The 15,681-nt window shown below is 69.8% G+C and carries 14 protein-coding genes; 9 read left to right on the plus strand and 5 right to left on the minus strand.

From position 1 onward, the window contains the following. Positions 1-94: 94 nt before the first annotated feature. From KBX50_RS02100 to KBX50_RS02110, 3 genes are read right to left on the minus strand one after another with little or no spacing between them, the layout of a single operon-like run. Positions 95-1,702 carry a tryptophan halogenase family protein gene (locus KBX50_RS02100; protein ID WP_210934091.1) on the minus strand — a complete coding sequence of 536 codons (1,608 nt, stop codon included), beginning with the start codon at positions 1,700-1,702 and terminating at the stop codon, positions 95-97. A gap of 56 nt (positions 1,703-1,758) precedes the next feature. Beyond that, a complete protein-coding gene (locus KBX50_RS02105) occupies positions 1,759-2,487 on the minus strand; it encodes a tryptophan 2,3-dioxygenase family protein (RefSeq protein WP_210934093.1) in 729 nt (242 codons plus the stop codon). A gap of 41 nt (positions 2,488-2,528) precedes the next feature. Then, positions 2,529-4,154, minus strand: a complete 1,626-nt coding sequence (locus KBX50_RS02110) for a (2,3-dihydroxybenzoyl)adenylate synthase (RefSeq protein WP_210934095.1) — start codon at positions 4,152-4,154, stop codon at positions 2,529-2,531. A 123-nt stretch (positions 4,155-4,277) separates the two neighbouring features. Here KBX50_RS02110 and KBX50_RS02115 point away from each other — a divergent pair, with 123 nt between their 5' ends. From KBX50_RS02115 to KBX50_RS02135, 5 genes are all read left to right on the plus strand, one after another. Next, positions 4,278-5,045 carry a thioesterase II family protein gene (locus KBX50_RS02115; RefSeq protein WP_210934097.1) on the plus strand — a complete coding sequence of 256 codons (768 nt, stop codon included), beginning with the start codon at positions 4,278-4,280 and terminating at the stop codon, positions 5,043-5,045. Next, a complete protein-coding gene (locus KBX50_RS02120; protein WP_210934099.1) occupies positions 5,042-5,788 on the plus strand; it encodes an SDR family NAD(P)-dependent oxidoreductase in 747 nt (248 codons plus the stop codon). The genes KBX50_RS02115 and KBX50_RS02120 overlap by 4 nt, the downstream gene beginning before the upstream one ends. Before the next feature lie 49 nt (positions 5,789-5,837). Next, positions 5,838-7,094: a pyridoxal phosphate-dependent aminotransferase gene (locus KBX50_RS02125; RefSeq protein WP_307870807.1), complete on the plus strand. Its 1,257-nt coding sequence runs from the start codon at positions 5,838-5,840 to the stop codon at positions 7,092-7,094. Between the two features lie 91 nt (positions 7,095-7,185). Beyond that, the gene (locus KBX50_RS02130; RefSeq protein WP_210934101.1) at positions 7,186-7,755 is read left to right on the plus strand and encodes a flavin reductase family protein; all 570 of its coding nucleotides are present in this window, start codon (positions 7,186-7,188) and stop codon (positions 7,753-7,755) included. Positions 7,756-7,775: 20 nt separating this feature from the next. After that, positions 7,776-8,309 (plus strand): helix-turn-helix domain-containing protein, encoded by a 534-nt coding sequence (locus tag KBX50_RS02135; RefSeq protein WP_210934103.1) that lies wholly within the window; start codon positions 7,776-7,778, stop codon positions 8,307-8,309. 11 nt (positions 8,310-8,320) lie between these two features. On the opposite strand, the gene KBX50_RS02140 is transcribed toward KBX50_RS02135, so the two are convergent. Continuing rightward, positions 8,321-10,285 carry a multicopper oxidase family protein gene (locus KBX50_RS02140; protein WP_210934105.1) on the minus strand — a complete coding sequence of 655 codons (1,965 nt, stop codon included), beginning with the start codon at positions 10,283-10,285 and terminating at the stop codon, positions 8,321-8,323. After that, the gene (locus tag KBX50_RS02145; protein ID WP_210934107.1) at positions 10,282-10,701 is read right to left on the minus strand and encodes a DUF6220 domain-containing protein; all 420 of its coding nucleotides are present in this window, start codon (positions 10,699-10,701) and stop codon (positions 10,282-10,284) included. Before KBX50_RS02145 ends, KBX50_RS02140 begins: the two co-directional genes overlap by 4 nt. Positions 10,702-10,854: 153 nt before the next feature. Between KBX50_RS02145 and KBX50_RS02150 the strand changes: the two genes are divergently transcribed. The 4 genes from KBX50_RS02150 to KBX50_RS02165 all read left to right on the plus strand — a co-directional run bounded on the left by KBX50_RS02150 (position 10,855) and on the right by KBX50_RS02165 (position 15,632). Further along, entirely contained in the window at positions 10,855-12,090 is a 1,236-nt protein-coding gene (locus KBX50_RS02150; protein WP_210934109.1) for a sensor histidine kinase, read from the plus strand. Between the two features lie 5 nt (positions 12,091-12,095). Next, positions 12,096-12,767 (plus strand): response regulator transcription factor, encoded by a 672-nt coding sequence (locus KBX50_RS02155; RefSeq protein ID WP_210934402.1) that lies wholly within the window; start codon positions 12,096-12,098, stop codon positions 12,765-12,767. A gap of 76 nt (positions 12,768-12,843) precedes the next feature. Continuing rightward, positions 12,844-14,058, plus strand: a complete 1,215-nt coding sequence (locus KBX50_RS02160) for a cytochrome P450 (RefSeq protein ID WP_210934111.1) — start codon at positions 12,844-12,846, stop codon at positions 14,056-14,058. Further along, positions 14,055-15,632, plus strand: a complete 1,578-nt coding sequence (locus tag KBX50_RS02165; RefSeq protein ID WP_210934113.1) for an NAD(P)/FAD-dependent oxidoreductase — start codon at positions 14,055-14,057, stop codon at positions 15,630-15,632. Before KBX50_RS02160 ends, KBX50_RS02165 begins: the two co-directional genes overlap by 4 nt. Positions 15,633-15,681 lie beyond the last annotated feature (49 nt).

Consider the following 15,681-nt stretch of genomic DNA (forward strand, 5'->3'; position numbering starts at 1 on the left):
TCCGGGCCGAAACGGTCGCTGCTGAACCTTCACCACCTTCCCCCGCGGCCGGTCGACCGCGGGGGAAGGTGTGCGTACGACGCGGTCGGAAGGTTCACTGCTTGGCGCGCATGGCGGCGAAGTACTCGTTCTGGGTGGGCAGCTCCTGGACCAGCTTCTCGGCCTTCACCCGGATGCGCTCGAACTCCGCCAGGGCCGCCCGCTCGTCGGCCAGCTCGACGGCCGGCGAGTGCCGCACGTCGATACCGCCCGTGCCCAGCAGGATGCAGTTGTACGAGTAGGGCGGCAGACCGTGGTAGTGCGGGTAGATCGACTCCGAGTCCGGCACCTTGTGCTGCCAGATCTCGATCCGCTCCGCGAGCGCGTCGGGGATCACCCGGGTCTTGGTGTCCTTCCAGTACTGGTTGTCCACCCGCTTTGCCCCCCGGTAGTGCAGGCAGAGGAACTCCCGCACGCCGTCCATGACGTGGGTGACGGACCGGTTGTACTGCTCGCGCAGCAGGTCGTCGCCGAGCCCGGACGGGAAGTACTTGACCATCTGTTCGATGGCGTGGTGGATGAAGAAGATGCCTGTCGACTCCAGTGGCTCGACGAAGCCGCTGGAGAGGCCGACCGCGACGCAGTTCTTCACCCACGACCGCTGGCTGCGGCCGATACGCATCCGGATGTGGTTCGCGGGCACGTCGGCCGCCTCGGGGCCGACGAACTCGCGCAGCACCCGCTCGGCCTCCTCCGGGGTCGCGTAGTCGCTGGCGTAGACGTAGCCGGTGCCGATCCGACTGATCAGCGGGATCGTCCAGATCCACCCGGCGTCCTGCGCGGTCGCGGTCGTGCACGGCCGCAGCGGCTTGGTCTCCATGTCCAGCGGCACCTGGAGGGCGACCGCGCTGTCGTTGGGCAGGGTGTCCTGGTAGGACACGAACGGTTCGCCGAGGGCCTTGTTCAGCAGCAGCGCCCGGAAGCCGGTGCAGTCCACGAACAGGTCGCCGGCGATCTCGCCGTGCTCGGCGGTGCGCACGTGCGAGATGAACCCCTGATCGTCGAGCGCCACGTCGACGACGTTGTCGACGACGTGCTTGACGCCCCGCTGGGTGGAGTAGCCGGTCAGGAACTTCGCCAGCAGGTGCGCCTCGAAGTGGTACGCGTACGGGATCTGCGCACCCTGGTACTCCGCGATCGTCGACCGGGCCGACGTCTCGTCGCGGGTCTGCTCGACGAAGCCCTGGTCCACCAGGCTGCCGTCGAGGTACCGGGGCGAACGCTCGGCATCACACAGCGATGCCATGACGAAGCAGTCCTTGTCGAACCGCGACGTCGTCGGGTAGCGCAGCCACCAGTCGCTGAGGGGGAACCCGTCGACCGAGGCCATCTGCTCGAACGGGTGGTAGAAGTGATGGCCCGGCTCGCGCCAGTTCTCGAACCGGACGGCCAGCTTGTACGTGGCGTTACAGGCGGGCATCCATTCGGACTCCTCCAACCGCAGGAACTCGAAGAAGTGCCGGATGTCGCTGAAGGTGGCCTCGCCGACCCCGATCGTGCCGACGGTGGCCGACTCGACGACCGTCACGTCGATCCGGTCACCGAAGGCTGCCGCCAGGTACGACGCCGTCATCCAGCCGGCCGTACCGCCACCGACGATGACGACTCGCTGTGTCCTGCCGGGGTCGCGCGTGCTCTTGGCGGCGGCACCACTGACAGTCATTGCGGTTCCTCCTTGTACCCGAAAACCCGGGACTCGACGAATGTGTCTGCTTCGGCTCAGTTCTTCACGACTCCGCCGTTGAGCCCCGGCGCGAAGACCTCCGGGAACAACGTCCGCTCGGTCGACCGCCACAGGTAGGCGGCACCGGCTGATCCGGCCGTACCTCGGGCAGCGCCGAGAAACTGCTCGGCCAGCTCGGCGTGCCGCGCACGCCACGACCGCACCGCGTCGTCGAAGGCCGCCAGCGCGGCGCGGACCCGCTCGGCCGCCCTCAGGCCACCGTCGGTCCGGACGCGGTCGCGGTACTCGACGAAGGCGCGCGACAGGGACTGTTCCTCGGACCGGGCGACGAGCCGGGTCCGCTCCCCCGGGGTGAACCCGGGTGTGTTCAGAAAACGCGGATCCCGGGCCCCGCAGAGGAACTCGATCTCCCGATACTGTGCGGACTGGAAGCCACTCGACGAGCCGAGGGTCGCCCGGATCTCGTCGAACGACTCGGGTGTCAACGTGCTCAGCACGTCGAAGTGCCCGCTGAGCACCCGCATCGCCGCCGGCAGTCGCTCGATGTGCGCGGCGGCGACGTCCGCCCGGTCACGGGTCAACGCGTCCCGGGCGGACTCGACATGTCGCAGGATGACCGCGAACCACAACTCGCATGCCTGGTGGGCGGCGAAGAAGAGGGTGCGGTCCGGCTCGTCGCGTACGCAGGCGATGTCGAGCAGCTCGTCCAGTCTGAGGATCTCCCCGTACGCGCGGTCGCGCCGGGTGTCCGTCGGATTGGTCATCGGTGTGCAGGCCCTCCTCAGCAAGGTGCCGGGACGGTGGCTCAGCGGTGCTGAAGCTCCCGCCGCCCCGCGCGCAGGGCACTCTTGTCGATCTTGCCGACGGGCGTACGAGGCAGTTCCGGCACCACGACCAGTTCGTCGGGCAGCTTGTACGGCGCCAACCCGCGGTCGCGGATGTGCTCCCGGATCGTGCGCAGCGACAACGTCGTCGCCGCCGCCTCCGCCTCGGCGGTGAGCACCACGAACACGCAGATTCGTTCATCGATGGCGTCGTCGGGGATACCGACGACCGCAGCGTCCCGCACCGACGGATACGTCAGCACATGGCCCTCCACCTCCTCGGCGGAGACCTTCTCGCCAACGTGGTGGATGATGTCCTTGAGCCGACCCTCGATGACGATGCGCCCGTCCTCGGTGAGCTTGGCCAGATCACCGGTCCGGTAGAAGCCGTCGGTGGTGAACGCCCGGAGGTTGTGCTCCGGCGCGGCGAAGTAGCCACGGATGGTGTACGGGCCGCGGGTGAGCAACTCGCCGGTCACCCCGGCCGGAAGCTCGCGATCCTCGGGGTCAACGATCTTGACCTCGTCGTCCGGGCAGATGGGCGTGCCCTCGGTGGTGTAGACCACCTCCAAGGGATCATCGAGGCGGGTGTGGGTGATCAGCCCCTCACCGATGCCGTAGACGTTCATGATGCGGCACCGCAGGCCCGACCTGACGCGTTCGGCCGCTGCGGGGCTGAACTTCGAACTGCCCACCTGGAGGGTCATGCCGCTCATGTCCACCGGCATGGTCTGCGCCGCCTCGGTCCACAGCAGGGCGAGTGCGGGCACCAACGCGGTGTGGGTGACGCCCTCCTGAGCGATCAACGGAAAGACATGGTCCGGGCTGGGGTTGGCAGCCAGGACGGCCTTGCCGCCGACGAGCAACGCGCCCAGTACGCCGGGACAGCCGAGCGCGGCGTTGTGCGGTACCGGGTTGGCGGCCAGGTAGACGCTGTCCGCGCCGAAACCGGTGACCTCGGCGCACGCGAAGATGTTGTAGGCGTAGTCGTCGTGGGTACGGGGGATCAACTTCGGCACGCCGGTGGTCCCACCGGAGAGCAGCAACAGGGCGACTTCGGCAGCGTCGACCGGTGGCAGTTGCCTCGGCTCCGACCTGGCCAGCTCGGCCAGCGAGGTGAACTCGGCGCTGTCGCCGGCGATCACGACGTGCCGCACGCTCGGCACCTCGGCGCGGACCTCGCGGGCCAGCTCACGGTGGTCGAACCCCTGGAACCGGTCCGGGCCCAGGTATGCCACCGCATTCGCGGCACGGGCCAGGTGAGTGATCTCGTCGCGGCGATGGCCGGGCAGGGCCAGCACCGGTATCGCGCCGATGCTGAACACCGCCAGCAGGACCGACAGGAATTCGTTGACGTTGGGCAGGTGCAGGACCAGGCGGTCACGACTGCCGATACCAAGGTCGAGCAGCCCCGCGGCGATCCGGTCGGCCTCGTCCGCCAGCTCCGCGTAGGTGACGCGACGGGTGGCGTCCACTGCGGCCACCTTGTCCGGATGGCGGCGGACGCTGTCGTCGAAGAGCTGCCGAAGGGAGAAACCCTGCCAGTAACCCACCTGTCGATAGCGTTCGGCGACGTCAGGCGGCCAGGGCACGAACCCGTCCAGCATCTGTCTGTCCTCCTTCGGTGTGGCGCTAACAGATTCCGGTAGCAGCCCAGAGCCCGCGTCACACCCGACAGAGCCTTGACAGATTGTCGGGAGGAACGGGCGGACTCGGTGACGCTCGATGTCGTGAGCCGAACACGGAGATCCGACCGTCGGTGGGTACGGACGCTCACCGGCGTCGAAGAGCCCACCGCGCGGCTGGTCTGCTTCCCGCACTCCGGAGGCACGGCCGCTGTCTACCGCCCCTGGTCCCCGCTGATGCCGGCCGGCGTGGCCCTGCACGCCGTGCAGTACCCGGGCCACGCCGATCGGCTTGCCGAGGAACCCGCCGGCAGCATCGCCGAGATGGCCACGCAGGTGGCCGCCGAGCTGCTGCGGATGCCGCCCGCCCGGTGTGGCCTGATCGGACACAGCCTGGGCGCGCTGGTCGCCTACGAGACGGCGCGGGTGCTGCGGAACAACGGCAGCCCCGTGCACCATCTGTTCGTCTCCGGCGCGGCCGGGCCGTGGCTGGCGGGCGGCGGAACCATTCACCAACTCGGTGACGAGGAGCTGTGGTCGGCGATCGCGAAGCTCGGCGGGATCGAACCGGAACTCGCCGACCAACCCGAACTACGCGACCTGCTGCTGCCGGTGCTCCGATCGGACATCACCCTGCACGAGACCTACCGGCCCGCGCCGGACGCCGCCCCGCTGGACTGCCCGGTCCGCGGCTACTACAACACGGAGGACCCGCTGGTCGACGCCGACCGGGTCGCCGCGTGGGCCGCGGTCAACGAGCGCGAGTTCAGCCTGCGTGCCTGGCCCGGCGGCCACTTCCGGTTGCTCACCCATCCGGAGGAGCTGGTCGCCGACGTGGTGGCGACCCTGACGGAAAGCGGTGTGCGGCGGTGACCCTCGACGGCAGGTCGGTCGTCGTCACCGGCGCCGCCACCGGTATCGGTCTGGGCATCACCGAGTGCCTGGTGAAGTCGGGCGCGAACGTGACGATCGTCGGCCGTCGCGAGCAGCCGTTGCGGGACCTGGCGGAGCGGTACCCCGCCGCCGTGACGGTGGTGGCGGCGGACGTCTGCGCGCCGGGCACCGCCGACCGGGTCGTCACCGTCGCCGCGGATACCTACGGTGGGCTCGACGCGGTGGTCAACAACGCCGGACTGGCCCGGTTCGGTCCGATCGACGCACTCGATCCGGCGTACCTCGACGAGATGTTCGCGGTGAACGTCCGCGCGCCCGCCGACCTGATCCGATGCGCGCTGCCGCTGTTGCGGGTCAGCAGCGGCAGCGTGGTCAACGTCTCCTCGGTCGGCGGCGTCCTGTCGATGCCGGGACGTGCCTACTACGGCGCGACCAAGGCGGCCCTCAACAGCCTCACCCGGTCCCTGGCCCGCGAACTCGCACCGGACGTACGCGTCAACGCCATCCTTCCCGGGCCGGTGGACACCCCGATGTGGACCGACACGGGGCTGGACGACGCCGGCATCGATCGACTGCGGACCGACCTGGTCGCGTCGACCCCGATGGGGCGTTTCGGCGACCGCGCGGAGATCGGCCAATGGGTCTGCACGCTGCTCGACCCGGCGCTGTCGGGCTGGGTCACCGGCGCGCTGATACCCGTCGACGGCGGCCGCACCGCATGAGACCCGCCCAGTCAGCACCAACCCTTCCCTGAACAGAGGTGGTCAGAGCGTGAGCCCCGAGATCTCGTCCGCTGCCAGCTTCATCCCCTCCTCGTGTCTGCACACCATCTTCCGCGCCGCCCAGGAAACCGAGCGGCGAACCGGTGTCGAGGTGGTGAAGCTGCACGTCGGCGACCCGTACTTCCATCCTGCGGGGAACGTCGCCGACGCGTTCGTCGACGCGGTGCGGCGCGGCGACACCAAGTACACCGGCCCCGACGGGCTGCCCGGGCTGCGCGAGGCGGCGGTCGAGAAGTTGCGTACGGACAACGGTGTGGACACCACGGTCGACCGGGTACTCGTCACGCCGGGCTCGTGTGAGGGGCTCGCCGCCCTGTTCCAGACCCTCACCGAACCCGGAGCCGAGATTCTCCTGCCCGAGCTGCACTGGCCGGTCCACCTGCAGCAGAGCCTGCTCGCCGGACTCCGGCCGGTGCTCTACCCGCTGGGGCCGGGTTTCCGACCCGAGGTCGAGCGGATCGCGGCCGTCGCCGGCCCTCGGACCAAGGTGTTGCTGATCAACTCGCCCGCCAACCCCACCGGTGTGGTGCTGGACCCCGGTGAGATCACCGCCCTGCTCGACCTGGCCCGCGCGCGCGGCTGGCACGTGGTCAGCGACGAAGCGTACGAGCACTTCTGCTACGAACGCGAGCACCTCTCCGTCGCCTCGCTGGAACGCGACGTCCCGGTCGAGGAGCGCATCGTGCACAGCGTCTTCAGCTTCTCCAAGAGCTTCGCGATGACCGGCTACCGCCTGGGGTACGTCGCGTTGGCCAACGACCGTGCCGCCGACGTCATGCGGGTGGTCCAGGAGGCGAACATCATCGGCACCAACACCCCGGTGCAGCACGCCGGGTTGGCCGCGCTGGCCAGCCGGTCCGACGCCGCCGCCACCAACCGCAAGTTGGTGCAGCGTAACCGGGACGTGGCCCTGCCACCGCTGGTCAAGGCCGGGCTGCTCAGCGAGCTGCCGGCCGGCGGCTGGTACGCGATGCTGGACGTGGCCCGGACCGGACTGGACGCCGAGACGTTCGCCCTGCGACTGCTGGAACGCAAGGGCGTCGCCGTGGTCGCCGGCAACGGCTTCGCCATGCGTCCCCAGCTCGACGATCAGGGCCACATCCGCGCCCACGACTACGCCCCCTGGGCACGGCACCTGGTCCGAGTGGCCTTCTGCGTCGATCCCGGGTGGCTGGAGACCGGGGTACGCAAGATCCTGGAGTTTGTCGACGAGTGCGGCGACGACGGTCATCAGCCCGCCGAATGAGCCGGTGCCCTGCCGTCGGGCCAGCACCCGGCCGGCAGGTACGGCAGTCCGGAAGACTCCCTGTGCGTTCGAGCGAGGAGGTGGGCACGCCATGCCGGAGCCCGTGACAGGCACCGTCGCGCAGCCACTGGTCGACCCGGCGCAGTTCCGTTCCCTCATGGCCACGCACCCCGCCGGGGTCGCCGTCGTGACGACCACGGCGACGGACGGTGCGCCCTGGGGTATGACCTGTTCGTCGGTGTGCAGCGTCGCGCTCCAGCCGCCGACCCTGCTGGTGTGTCTACGCGCCGCGAGCCCGACGCTGGCGGCACTGCTCGACGTGTCCGCCTTCGCGGTCAACCTGCTGCGCGACCACGCCGAGCCGGTCGCGCAGTTGTTCGCCTCCGGCGCCCCGGACCGGTTCGAGAAAGTCTCGTGGGTCCCGGATCCGCAGTCCGGGATGCCACACCTGATCGACGACGCCCACACGGCCGCGGACTGTCGGGTCAGCAATGCCCTGCCCGTCGGGGACCACGTCGTGGTCTTCGGGACGGTGCTGCGGGTACGCACCCACGCGGTCGCCCCGGTCAGCCCGCTGCTGTACGGCATGCGGCGGTACTGGTCGCTGGCCGTCACCCCGGCCCCCGAACGTGGCGGGCCCGACCTCGACGGCCGACGGTGAACGAGTCCTCTGGAGTTGAGATGAGCATTGTCCACACCGGCGCACCGTCCGGCACACCCCGTCCGACCGGCCCCAGGGCCCGGATCCCCGACTGCCCGCTGGGACGCACGGTGGAGGTCGTGGGCGCCTGGTGGACGTTGGAGATCCTGCACGAGATGTTCAACGGCCACACCCGGTTCGGCACCATCCGCCACAACCTCGGGACACCCGCCGAGCTGCTGCTGGAGCGTCTCGGTGAGCTGCGGACCAGGGGCCTGATCGAGCAGGTGGCCGATGCCCCGGACCTGGAGGTCCGGGAGTACCGGCTGACCCCCTTCGGTAGGACGCTCCGTCCGCTGCTGCTGGTCATCGCGGCGTGGGGCAACCATCGGCTCGTCCCCCAGGAACGCAGCGTCATCCTGGTCGACACGGAGACCGGTGTGGAGGTGGAGCCGGTCGTGGTGGACCGGCGGACGGGCCGGCGGATCGACAATGAGAACGTGGTGTTCGCCTGTGGCCCGAAGGCGAGCGAGTTGGTCACGGCGCGGTACCCGAAGATCATGCTGACCGCCTGAGGTTGTCGTCGTCAGGAGGGGTGGCGGTGTCCCGCCGCGTGTGCGCCGTGGAACGGCGTGCTGACGCCGTCGTACCGCAGGCGGAGCATCATGCCCTGGTCGGCGTGCGGCAGATTGTGGCAGTGGTTCATCCAGATACCCCGGTTGTCCGCCTGGAACACGACCTCCCACACCTCGCCGGGGCGGACGTCGAACGTGTCCATCCACAGCGGGCTGCCCGAGGACTGCTGGCCGTCGCGGGACAGGATCAGCACCGGGTGGCCGTGCAGGTGCCAGGGATGGGTCTCCAGACTCCGGTTGACCACGGTGAACCGGACGATGTCGCCCTCGGTGACCAGCTGGTCGGGGATCGACGGATGGCCAAGCCCGTTGACGGTCTGCGCGAACGCGGGTCGTCCGTCGACCATGGCCAGCCCACGGTCGAGCACGAGGGTGAAATGCCGGTCCGCGGTCGCGGTGCGCAGCGGCACGGAGGTCGAGGTCCCGTAGGTGAGCAGGTCCAGTTCCGGCCATCCGGCGGTGTCCTCCCCGGCCGCCGCACCGTCCGGCGCGCCCGGGTGGGGCCGTAGCCACACCGCGGCCACACCGTCGACGAACAGCGCGACGGCGGTCTCCGGCATGGCGAACACCAGGTCGCGCCGCCCACCCGCGGCGACCCGCAGCGCGGTCCGGCTCGTCTCACCGGGCCCGTGCAGGTCCCGGCCGTCGACCGCGACCACCCGGAACGGGGTGCCCGCCAGCGCGAAGCGACGCGGGTCGGAGTCGGTGTTGATCAGACGCAGCCGGACCGTCGCGCCGGCCGCCGCGACATGCTCGACGCCCGCGACCGCCGCGCCGCCGCTGAAGGTGTGCACGGGGACGACCACGTCGAGATCCGCCGGCTCGGGATCCGTGCGGGGGGTCACGACGAGCACGCCGTAGAGGCCGCGCCGCACGCCCACGTGGGACGCGTAGTGGGTGTGATACCAGTACGTGCCGACCTGGTCGGCGCGGAACCGGTAGACGAAGGCGGCGCCGGGCGCCACCGCCGGTTGGCTGAGGCCCGGCACCCCGTCCTCCCCGCATGGCACGTCGTAGCCGTGCCAGTGCAGGGTCACCCCCCCTTCGATGTCCTGGTTGACCAGGCGCACTTCGAGCAGGTCGCCCTGGGTCGCGCTGAGCTGCGGACCGGGCGCCGCGCCGTCGAAGGTCCAGGCGTCGACGTCCTTCCCGGACGGCAGGCGCACGGCGGCCTTGCGGGCGGTCACCCCGTACGCGCGTCGAACGCCGCCCGGCGCGGGAGTGTTCGGCCCACGCAGGTCGGCCACCGACACCAGCGATCCCCGGCTCGGGCCGGGACCACCGCCAACTGTGTGCGCCACGCCGGAGGAGAGCACCGACAGACCCGCGCCGGTACCGGTCGCGCCGACAGCCGCCACGCCGCCGGCGATGCCGAGGAAACCACGGCGGGACAGGCCCGTTCCGGCATTGGGGACCGCCTCCCCCACGACCTCAGCGCCGGGTGCCGGGAGCGACCGCGCGGTCAGCAGTACGGCCGCCACCACCAGACCGACCGTGATCAGCGCTGTCGGCAGGGTCAGCGGGTACCCCACGAGGTAGGTGGTCACGAAGCCGGCCACCGCTGCGTACCCGGCGGCGAACAGCGCGACGACACCCACCTTCTCGCCACCGGATCGCCGGGGCACTCCGGTGGCCCGAGCGAGCAGCATCGGTCCGGCGGTCACCGCGGCGGCCAGCGCGGTGACCGCGAGCAGCGGCATCCCCAGCAGGACCTTCTCCTGGACGAACCACCAGCCCCGCCCGGCCAGCACCGCCACCGACACCGCCTTGGCCAGGGTGAACACCAGGGCAGCGCCGAGCAGCACCAGGGCGGCTCGGGCGCGACCCCGTACCGCGGTCACACCGGCGGCGAGCCACGCGGCGGCGCCGAGCAGCGCCCAGGCGTGATCGAAGACGGTCAGCGCCGCCGTGGTCATGACCGGGTCGCGTGGCTGAGCTCGGTGCGCGGCCAGGCGATCTGGCGAGCCTCACGCACCACCCAGATGGTGGCTCCGACGATGATCAGCCCGTTGACGGCGTGCACGCCGAAGATGAGGTGACCCGTCTCGGAGCCCTCGCCGAAGGACCTGGCGACCTCCCGGATGAGCGACTGGATGAGCACCAGCCCGGCCACCAGGGCCGTCCTGCCGATGACCCGGCCCGGCATCCGGGCGACTGCGGAGACAACCACGAGCACCACAGCGGAGAAGAGGATCAGGTAGCCGAGAAAGCGATGAGGGGAGAACGCCTCCTCGATCGGCGCGGAGTCGAATGCTCCGCTGGCGGCTAGATAGAACTGTGCGACCTCGGCGAGCAGCAACAGTGACGCCAGGCCCGCGAAGAGCTTCTTCATGGCACCGATCCTGGTGCCGAGGCCACCCGTCGCGCATGCCCCGAGACGTGTCTCCGGCTACGCGGATTCGCGTAGCCGGAGACGGTCCGGATACGTCGCAGGGCGTAGTTGGCCACGCACCGGAGAGTGCGAGAGGTGCCGTAGGATCGCGGCATGACCCTGCGGGTGCTGCCGGAACGACTGCGGGCCTGGCTCGCCCGTCGGCCTGCCTGGTTCGCGGACGTCCTGTTGGCACTGTTCGTCACGGTGGTCCAAGTCCAGAGTGTCAGCGAGCACGGTGCCGTCCTTCCCGAGCCGATCGCCCGCCCCGCCTCGGATTTCGGGTACGCCGGCTACGGCCTGGTGGTGTTGAGTGGTGTGGCCATCGTCGCCCGACGCCGCTGGCCGGTCGCCGTGTTCGCGCTCACCGGAGCGGCCAGCCTGGTCTACTTCGGTCTCGGGTTTCCCGACCGGATGGCCTGTCTCGGCCTGTTCGTCGCCCTGTACACCCTCGCTGCCTTCGGCGACGGGCGTCGGTCGCTGCTGATCGCCGGCACCGGCACCGCGGTGCTGGCCGTCGGTTGGTTGATCGCCGGTGCGGATGTCCAGCCGAGTGAAGCCCTGGGCTGGGTGCTCTTCCGGATCGGGGCGTCGGTCATCAGCATCACGCTCGGCGAATCCGTCCGGTCCCGCAGGGTCATCGCCGCCGACGCGCAGCGACGGGCCGAGCTGGCCGAGCGGTCCCGCGAGGAGGAGACCCGGGCCCGGGTCGACGCCGAACGGTTGCGGATCGCCCGCGAGGTCCACGACACCGTCGCGCACGCCATCGCCATCATCAACGTGCAGGCCAGCGTCACGGCGCATGTGCTCGACAAGCGGCCGGCTCAGGCGCGCGACGCGTTGCGGGCCATCGAGCAGACCAGTTCCCGGGCGCTGCACGAGATGCGCGCCGTGCTCGGCGTCCTACGCGAGGACGACGGACGCGAACCACACCCGGGTCTCGACCAGGTCGACGCGCTCGCCGGCAAGGCCCGCGAGGCCGGTCTGGACGTCACCATCGAACAGAGCCCGGCCATGGCGCCACTGCCGAGCGCGGTGGACAGCGCGGCCTACCGCATCGTCCAGGAGTCGATCACCAACGTGATCCGTCACGTCGGGCCGACCCGGGTGACCGTGACGATCGAGACGACGTCCGACGCGCTACGCATCCGGGTGCTCGACGAGGGTGCCCGGGACCCTGTGCTGGTCGCGGTGGGTGCGGGCGGTCCATCGTCGGGCGGGCGTGGGATCGTGGGCATGCGGGAGCGCTGCCAACTGCTCGGCGGGGAACTGCACGCCACCACACGTACCGGTGGCGGCTTCGAGGTCGTCGCCCGCCTGCCGCTCGCGCCGGTTGCGTCCCTCCCGTGACCGGCGTGCCCATCAAGGTGCTGCTCGCCGACGACGAGCGGCTGGTCCGCTCCGGTTTCCGGCTGCTGCTCGACCTGGAGGACGACATCACCGTGGTGGGCGAGGCCACCAACGGCGCCGAGGCCGTCGAACTGGCTCGCGCCACCCGACCCGACGTCGTCCTGATGGACATCCGCATGCCTCGGCTCGACGGCATCCGCGCCGCCGCGCAGATCGTCGAGATGCCCGGCATGGAGCAGGTCCGCATCCTCATCCTGACCACCTACGACACCGACGAGAACGTGTTCGAGGCCCTTCAGGCGGGTGCCAGTGGTTTCCTGCTGAAAGATGCCGGCCCTGCCGAGCTGCTGCACGCCATCCGGGTCATCGCGGCCGGCGACGCACTGCTCGCCCCACGGGTCACCCGCAGGCTCATCAGCCAGTTCACCGCGCAACGCAAGGCAGCGCAGGCGGGCGAGGAGCGGCTCGCCGTGCTCACCGAACGCGAGCGTGAGGTGCTCACACTGGTCGCGCAGGGGCTGAGCAACGACGAGATCGGGGCCGCCCTGTTCCTCAGCCCGGCCACCGCGCGCACCCACGTCGGCCGCATCATGGGCAAATTGGGTGCCCGTGACCGTGCGCAACTGGTGGCGATCGCCTACCAGACCGGTCTGGGCCAGTACACCGAGCAGCACTGATCCGGTCCCGTACCGAGCCGGAAAGGAACAGGCAAGAGTCCACACGGGAGCGTCATCCGCCTGCCACCATCGGGCCATGAGCGAGCCCGCCCTCGGCGTCCGGTCCCTGGACCTGGTCGATCCAGCCACCTTCGTCGACAACGACGTGCACGGGTTCTGGCGGGACGTGCGGGCGGAGAGCCCGGTCTACTGGCATCCGGCCACCGACAGCAATCCGGGGTTCTGGGTGGTCTCCCGGTATGCCGACGTCCAGGCGCTTTACCACGACCCGGCGCTCAGTTCCGAGCGCGGCAACGTCCTGGACGTCGTGCTGCGGGGCAACGACTCCGCAGGCGGAAGCATGCTCGCGGTCACCGACGGACCGTCGCACCGGAAACTACGCAACCTGATGTTCAGCGCCTTCACGCCGCGGGCGCTCGCGGAGGTGGTGACAAACGTCCAGCTCCGCTCCACCGAACTCGTGTCGGCGGTCGTCGGCGCGGGCTGTTTCGACTTCGCCGCCGAGGTGGCCGAGCAGATCCCGATGAACACCATCTGCGACCTGCTGTCGGTGCCGATCGCCGATCGCAGGGACCTGCTCGGATGGAACAAGATGGCGCTGTCGTCGGACCGGGCCGACAGCAGTGACCTGGACGCGCTCAGCGCGCGCAACGAGATCCTGCTCTACTTCGTCGAGCTGGCCGAGGAGCGGCGGCGCAAGCCGGGTGACGACGTGATCAGCATGCTGGCGAGCGCCGAGGTCGACGGGGTGGCGCTGACCGTCGAGGAGATCGCGGTCAACTGCTACAGCCTGATCCTCGGCGGCGACGAGACGTCCCGGATCTCGGCAATCTGTGCCGTGCTGGCCCTGATCGAGTACCCGGACCAGTGGGACGCCCTGCGGACCGGCGCGGTCGACGTCGACTCGGCCGTGGAGGAGGTGCTGCGCTGGGCGACCCCGGGGATGCACGTGGCGCGTACCGCGCGCGCCGGTCTCGCGATCCACGGGCACCGGGTCGAGGCCGGCGACATCGTCACGCTGTGGAACATCTCGGCGAACAACGACGAGTCGGTGTTCCACCAGCCGCGACGGTTCACCCTGTCCAGGTCGCCCAACAAGCACCTTTCGTTCGGCCACGGTCCGCACTACTGTCTCGGCGCTTTCCTCGGCCGCGCGGAGCTGCGGGCACTGCTGACCGCCTTGACCACCCAGGTGACCCGGATGGAGCTGTGCGGCAAGCCCCGCCCCATCTACTCGAACTTCGTATCCGGCTACGACACCCTGCCAGTCCGTTTCGAGATGTCGAGGTGACCGTGAAGAAAGCCGTCTGTGTCATCGGCGCGGGCCCGTCGGGTCTGATCGCGATGAAGGAACTGATCGACGAGGGCCACACCGTGACCTGCTTCGATCACAACGCCGAACTCGGCGGTGTGTTCCGCGCCGGTGCGGGCACCGACGAGCCGGGTGCCTACGACTCGACGCTGCTGACCATCTCCAACTACATGATGGCGTTCTCCTGCTTCCCGCCGCCGGAGAAGCAGGAGCGACGGTTCTGGACGGCGGTCGAATACCGGAAGTACCTCCACGACTTCGCCGACGCCTTCGGCCTGCGTCCCCTCATCCACCCTCGCACCGATGTGCTGAGCGTCGCGAGGAGCGACAGCGGCGAGGGCTACGTGGTCGAGACCGCGCCCGCGGACGATCCCACCGCCCGGGTCAGTCACCAGTTCGACGCGGTGGTCGTGTCCAGTGGCACCCACCGGGTTCCCAACAAGGTCAACCTGCCGGGGCAGGAGGACTTCGCAGGCGTGGTCACCCACTCGGCCTTCTACCGCAACGCCGAACCGTTCCGCGGAAAGCGGGTTCTCTGCGTGGGCATCGGCGAGACCGCAGCCGACGTCGTCAACGAGATCGCCCAGGTGGCGGCGAGCTGCACGCTGTCGATACGCCGTTGGCAGTCCGTCGTCGCACGGTTTCCGGGTGACCGGCCGCACCCGAACGACGCCTACACCTCGGAGATGCTGAACGCGCTACCGCTGTCGGCTGCCACCGCCGTCCACCGCATCGGCACGCGGATGGGCAAGCGGTTCGGCAAGACCGCCGCAAGTCGGGCGATAGCGGCGTGGAACTCGAACAACAAGAGTTTCTTCAACCACTTCCTGACCAAGAACGATGCGTTCATCCATCGGATCGTCGATGGCACGCTGACGGTCAACGCCTCCGGCATCGAGCGGCTCGGTGCGGACTACGTCCTGTTCAAGGACGGCCGGCGGGAGACGATCGACACGATCATGCTGAACACCGGGTACACCGAGGACTTCACCCTCCTCAAGGACGTGCACATCACCGATGTGCGCCAGATGTACAAGCACATGATCCACCCGGAGCTCGGTACGGGCGTGGTCTTCATCGGATGGGCGCGGCCCGCCGCGGGCGGGGTTCCGGCCTGCTCGGAGATGCAGGCCCGTTACTTCGCGCTGCTGTGCAGTGGCAAACGGACGTTGCCGCCGCCGGAGCAGCTCAACCAGCTGATCAAGCGGCAGGCGACGTACGAGGACGAGTTCTTCACCGGCAACCCCGAGCTGCGCACGCTTGTGCACTACAACCGGTACATGATTGATTTCGCCAGGGTGATCGGGTGTTCGCCGTGGCGTCCCGAGGTCTTCCGCAATCCACGGCTGGCCTACCACCTGTGGTGCGGTTCGCAGGTGCCGCTCGTCTTCCGCCTGCACGGGCCGCACAGCGACCGCGAGACGGCACAGCGTCGGATTCTGGAGCTGCCGGTCGCCTTCAACCCCGCGGAGATCATCCTGGCCACCGCGCTCACCGGTGTCACCCGCGCACTGGGCGCGGTGGGCCTGGCCAAGCGCGACGGGGTCTACTGACCTGGCCCCGATGCTCGGGTGCTGCCCGCGATCGACCGACGGGCAGCAC

This window comes from Micromonospora sp. C51 (assembly GCF_018070435.1).
GTDB lineage: Bacteria > Actinomycetota > Actinomycetes > Mycobacteriales > Micromonosporaceae > Micromonospora > Micromonospora sediminimaris.

Excerpts from the sequence above, each read along its gene's own strand:
- KBX50_RS02100 (WP_210934091.1), bottom strand. The coding sequence starts at position 1,702 with ATGACTGTCAGTGGTGCCGCCGCCAAGAGCACGCGCGACCCCGGCAGG.
- KBX50_RS02105 (WP_210934093.1), bottom strand. The coding sequence starts at position 2,487 with ATGACCAATCCGACGGACACCCGGCGCGACCGCGCGTACGGGGAGATC.
- KBX50_RS02110 (WP_210934095.1), bottom strand. The coding sequence starts at position 4,154 with ATGCTGGACGGGTTCGTGCCCTGGCCGCCTGACGTCGCCGAACGCTAT.
- KBX50_RS02130 (WP_210934101.1), top strand. The coding sequence starts at position 7,186 with ATGCCGGAGCCCGTGACAGGCACCGTCGCGCAGCCACTGGTCGACCCG.
- KBX50_RS02135 (WP_210934103.1), top strand. The coding sequence starts at position 7,776 with ATGAGCATTGTCCACACCGGCGCACCGTCCGGCACACCCCGTCCGACC.
- KBX50_RS02140 (WP_210934105.1), bottom strand. The coding sequence starts at position 10,285 with ATGACCACGGCGGCGCTGACCGTCTTCGATCACGCCTGGGCGCTGCTC.
- KBX50_RS02145 (WP_210934107.1), bottom strand. The coding sequence starts at position 10,701 with ATGAAGAAGCTCTTCGCGGGCCTGGCGTCACTGTTGCTGCTCGCCGAG.
- KBX50_RS02150 (WP_210934109.1), top strand. The coding sequence starts at position 10,855 with ATGACCCTGCGGGTGCTGCCGGAACGACTGCGGGCCTGGCTCGCCCGT.
- KBX50_RS02160 (WP_210934111.1), top strand. The coding sequence starts at position 12,844 with ATGAGCGAGCCCGCCCTCGGCGTCCGGTCCCTGGACCTGGTCGATCCA.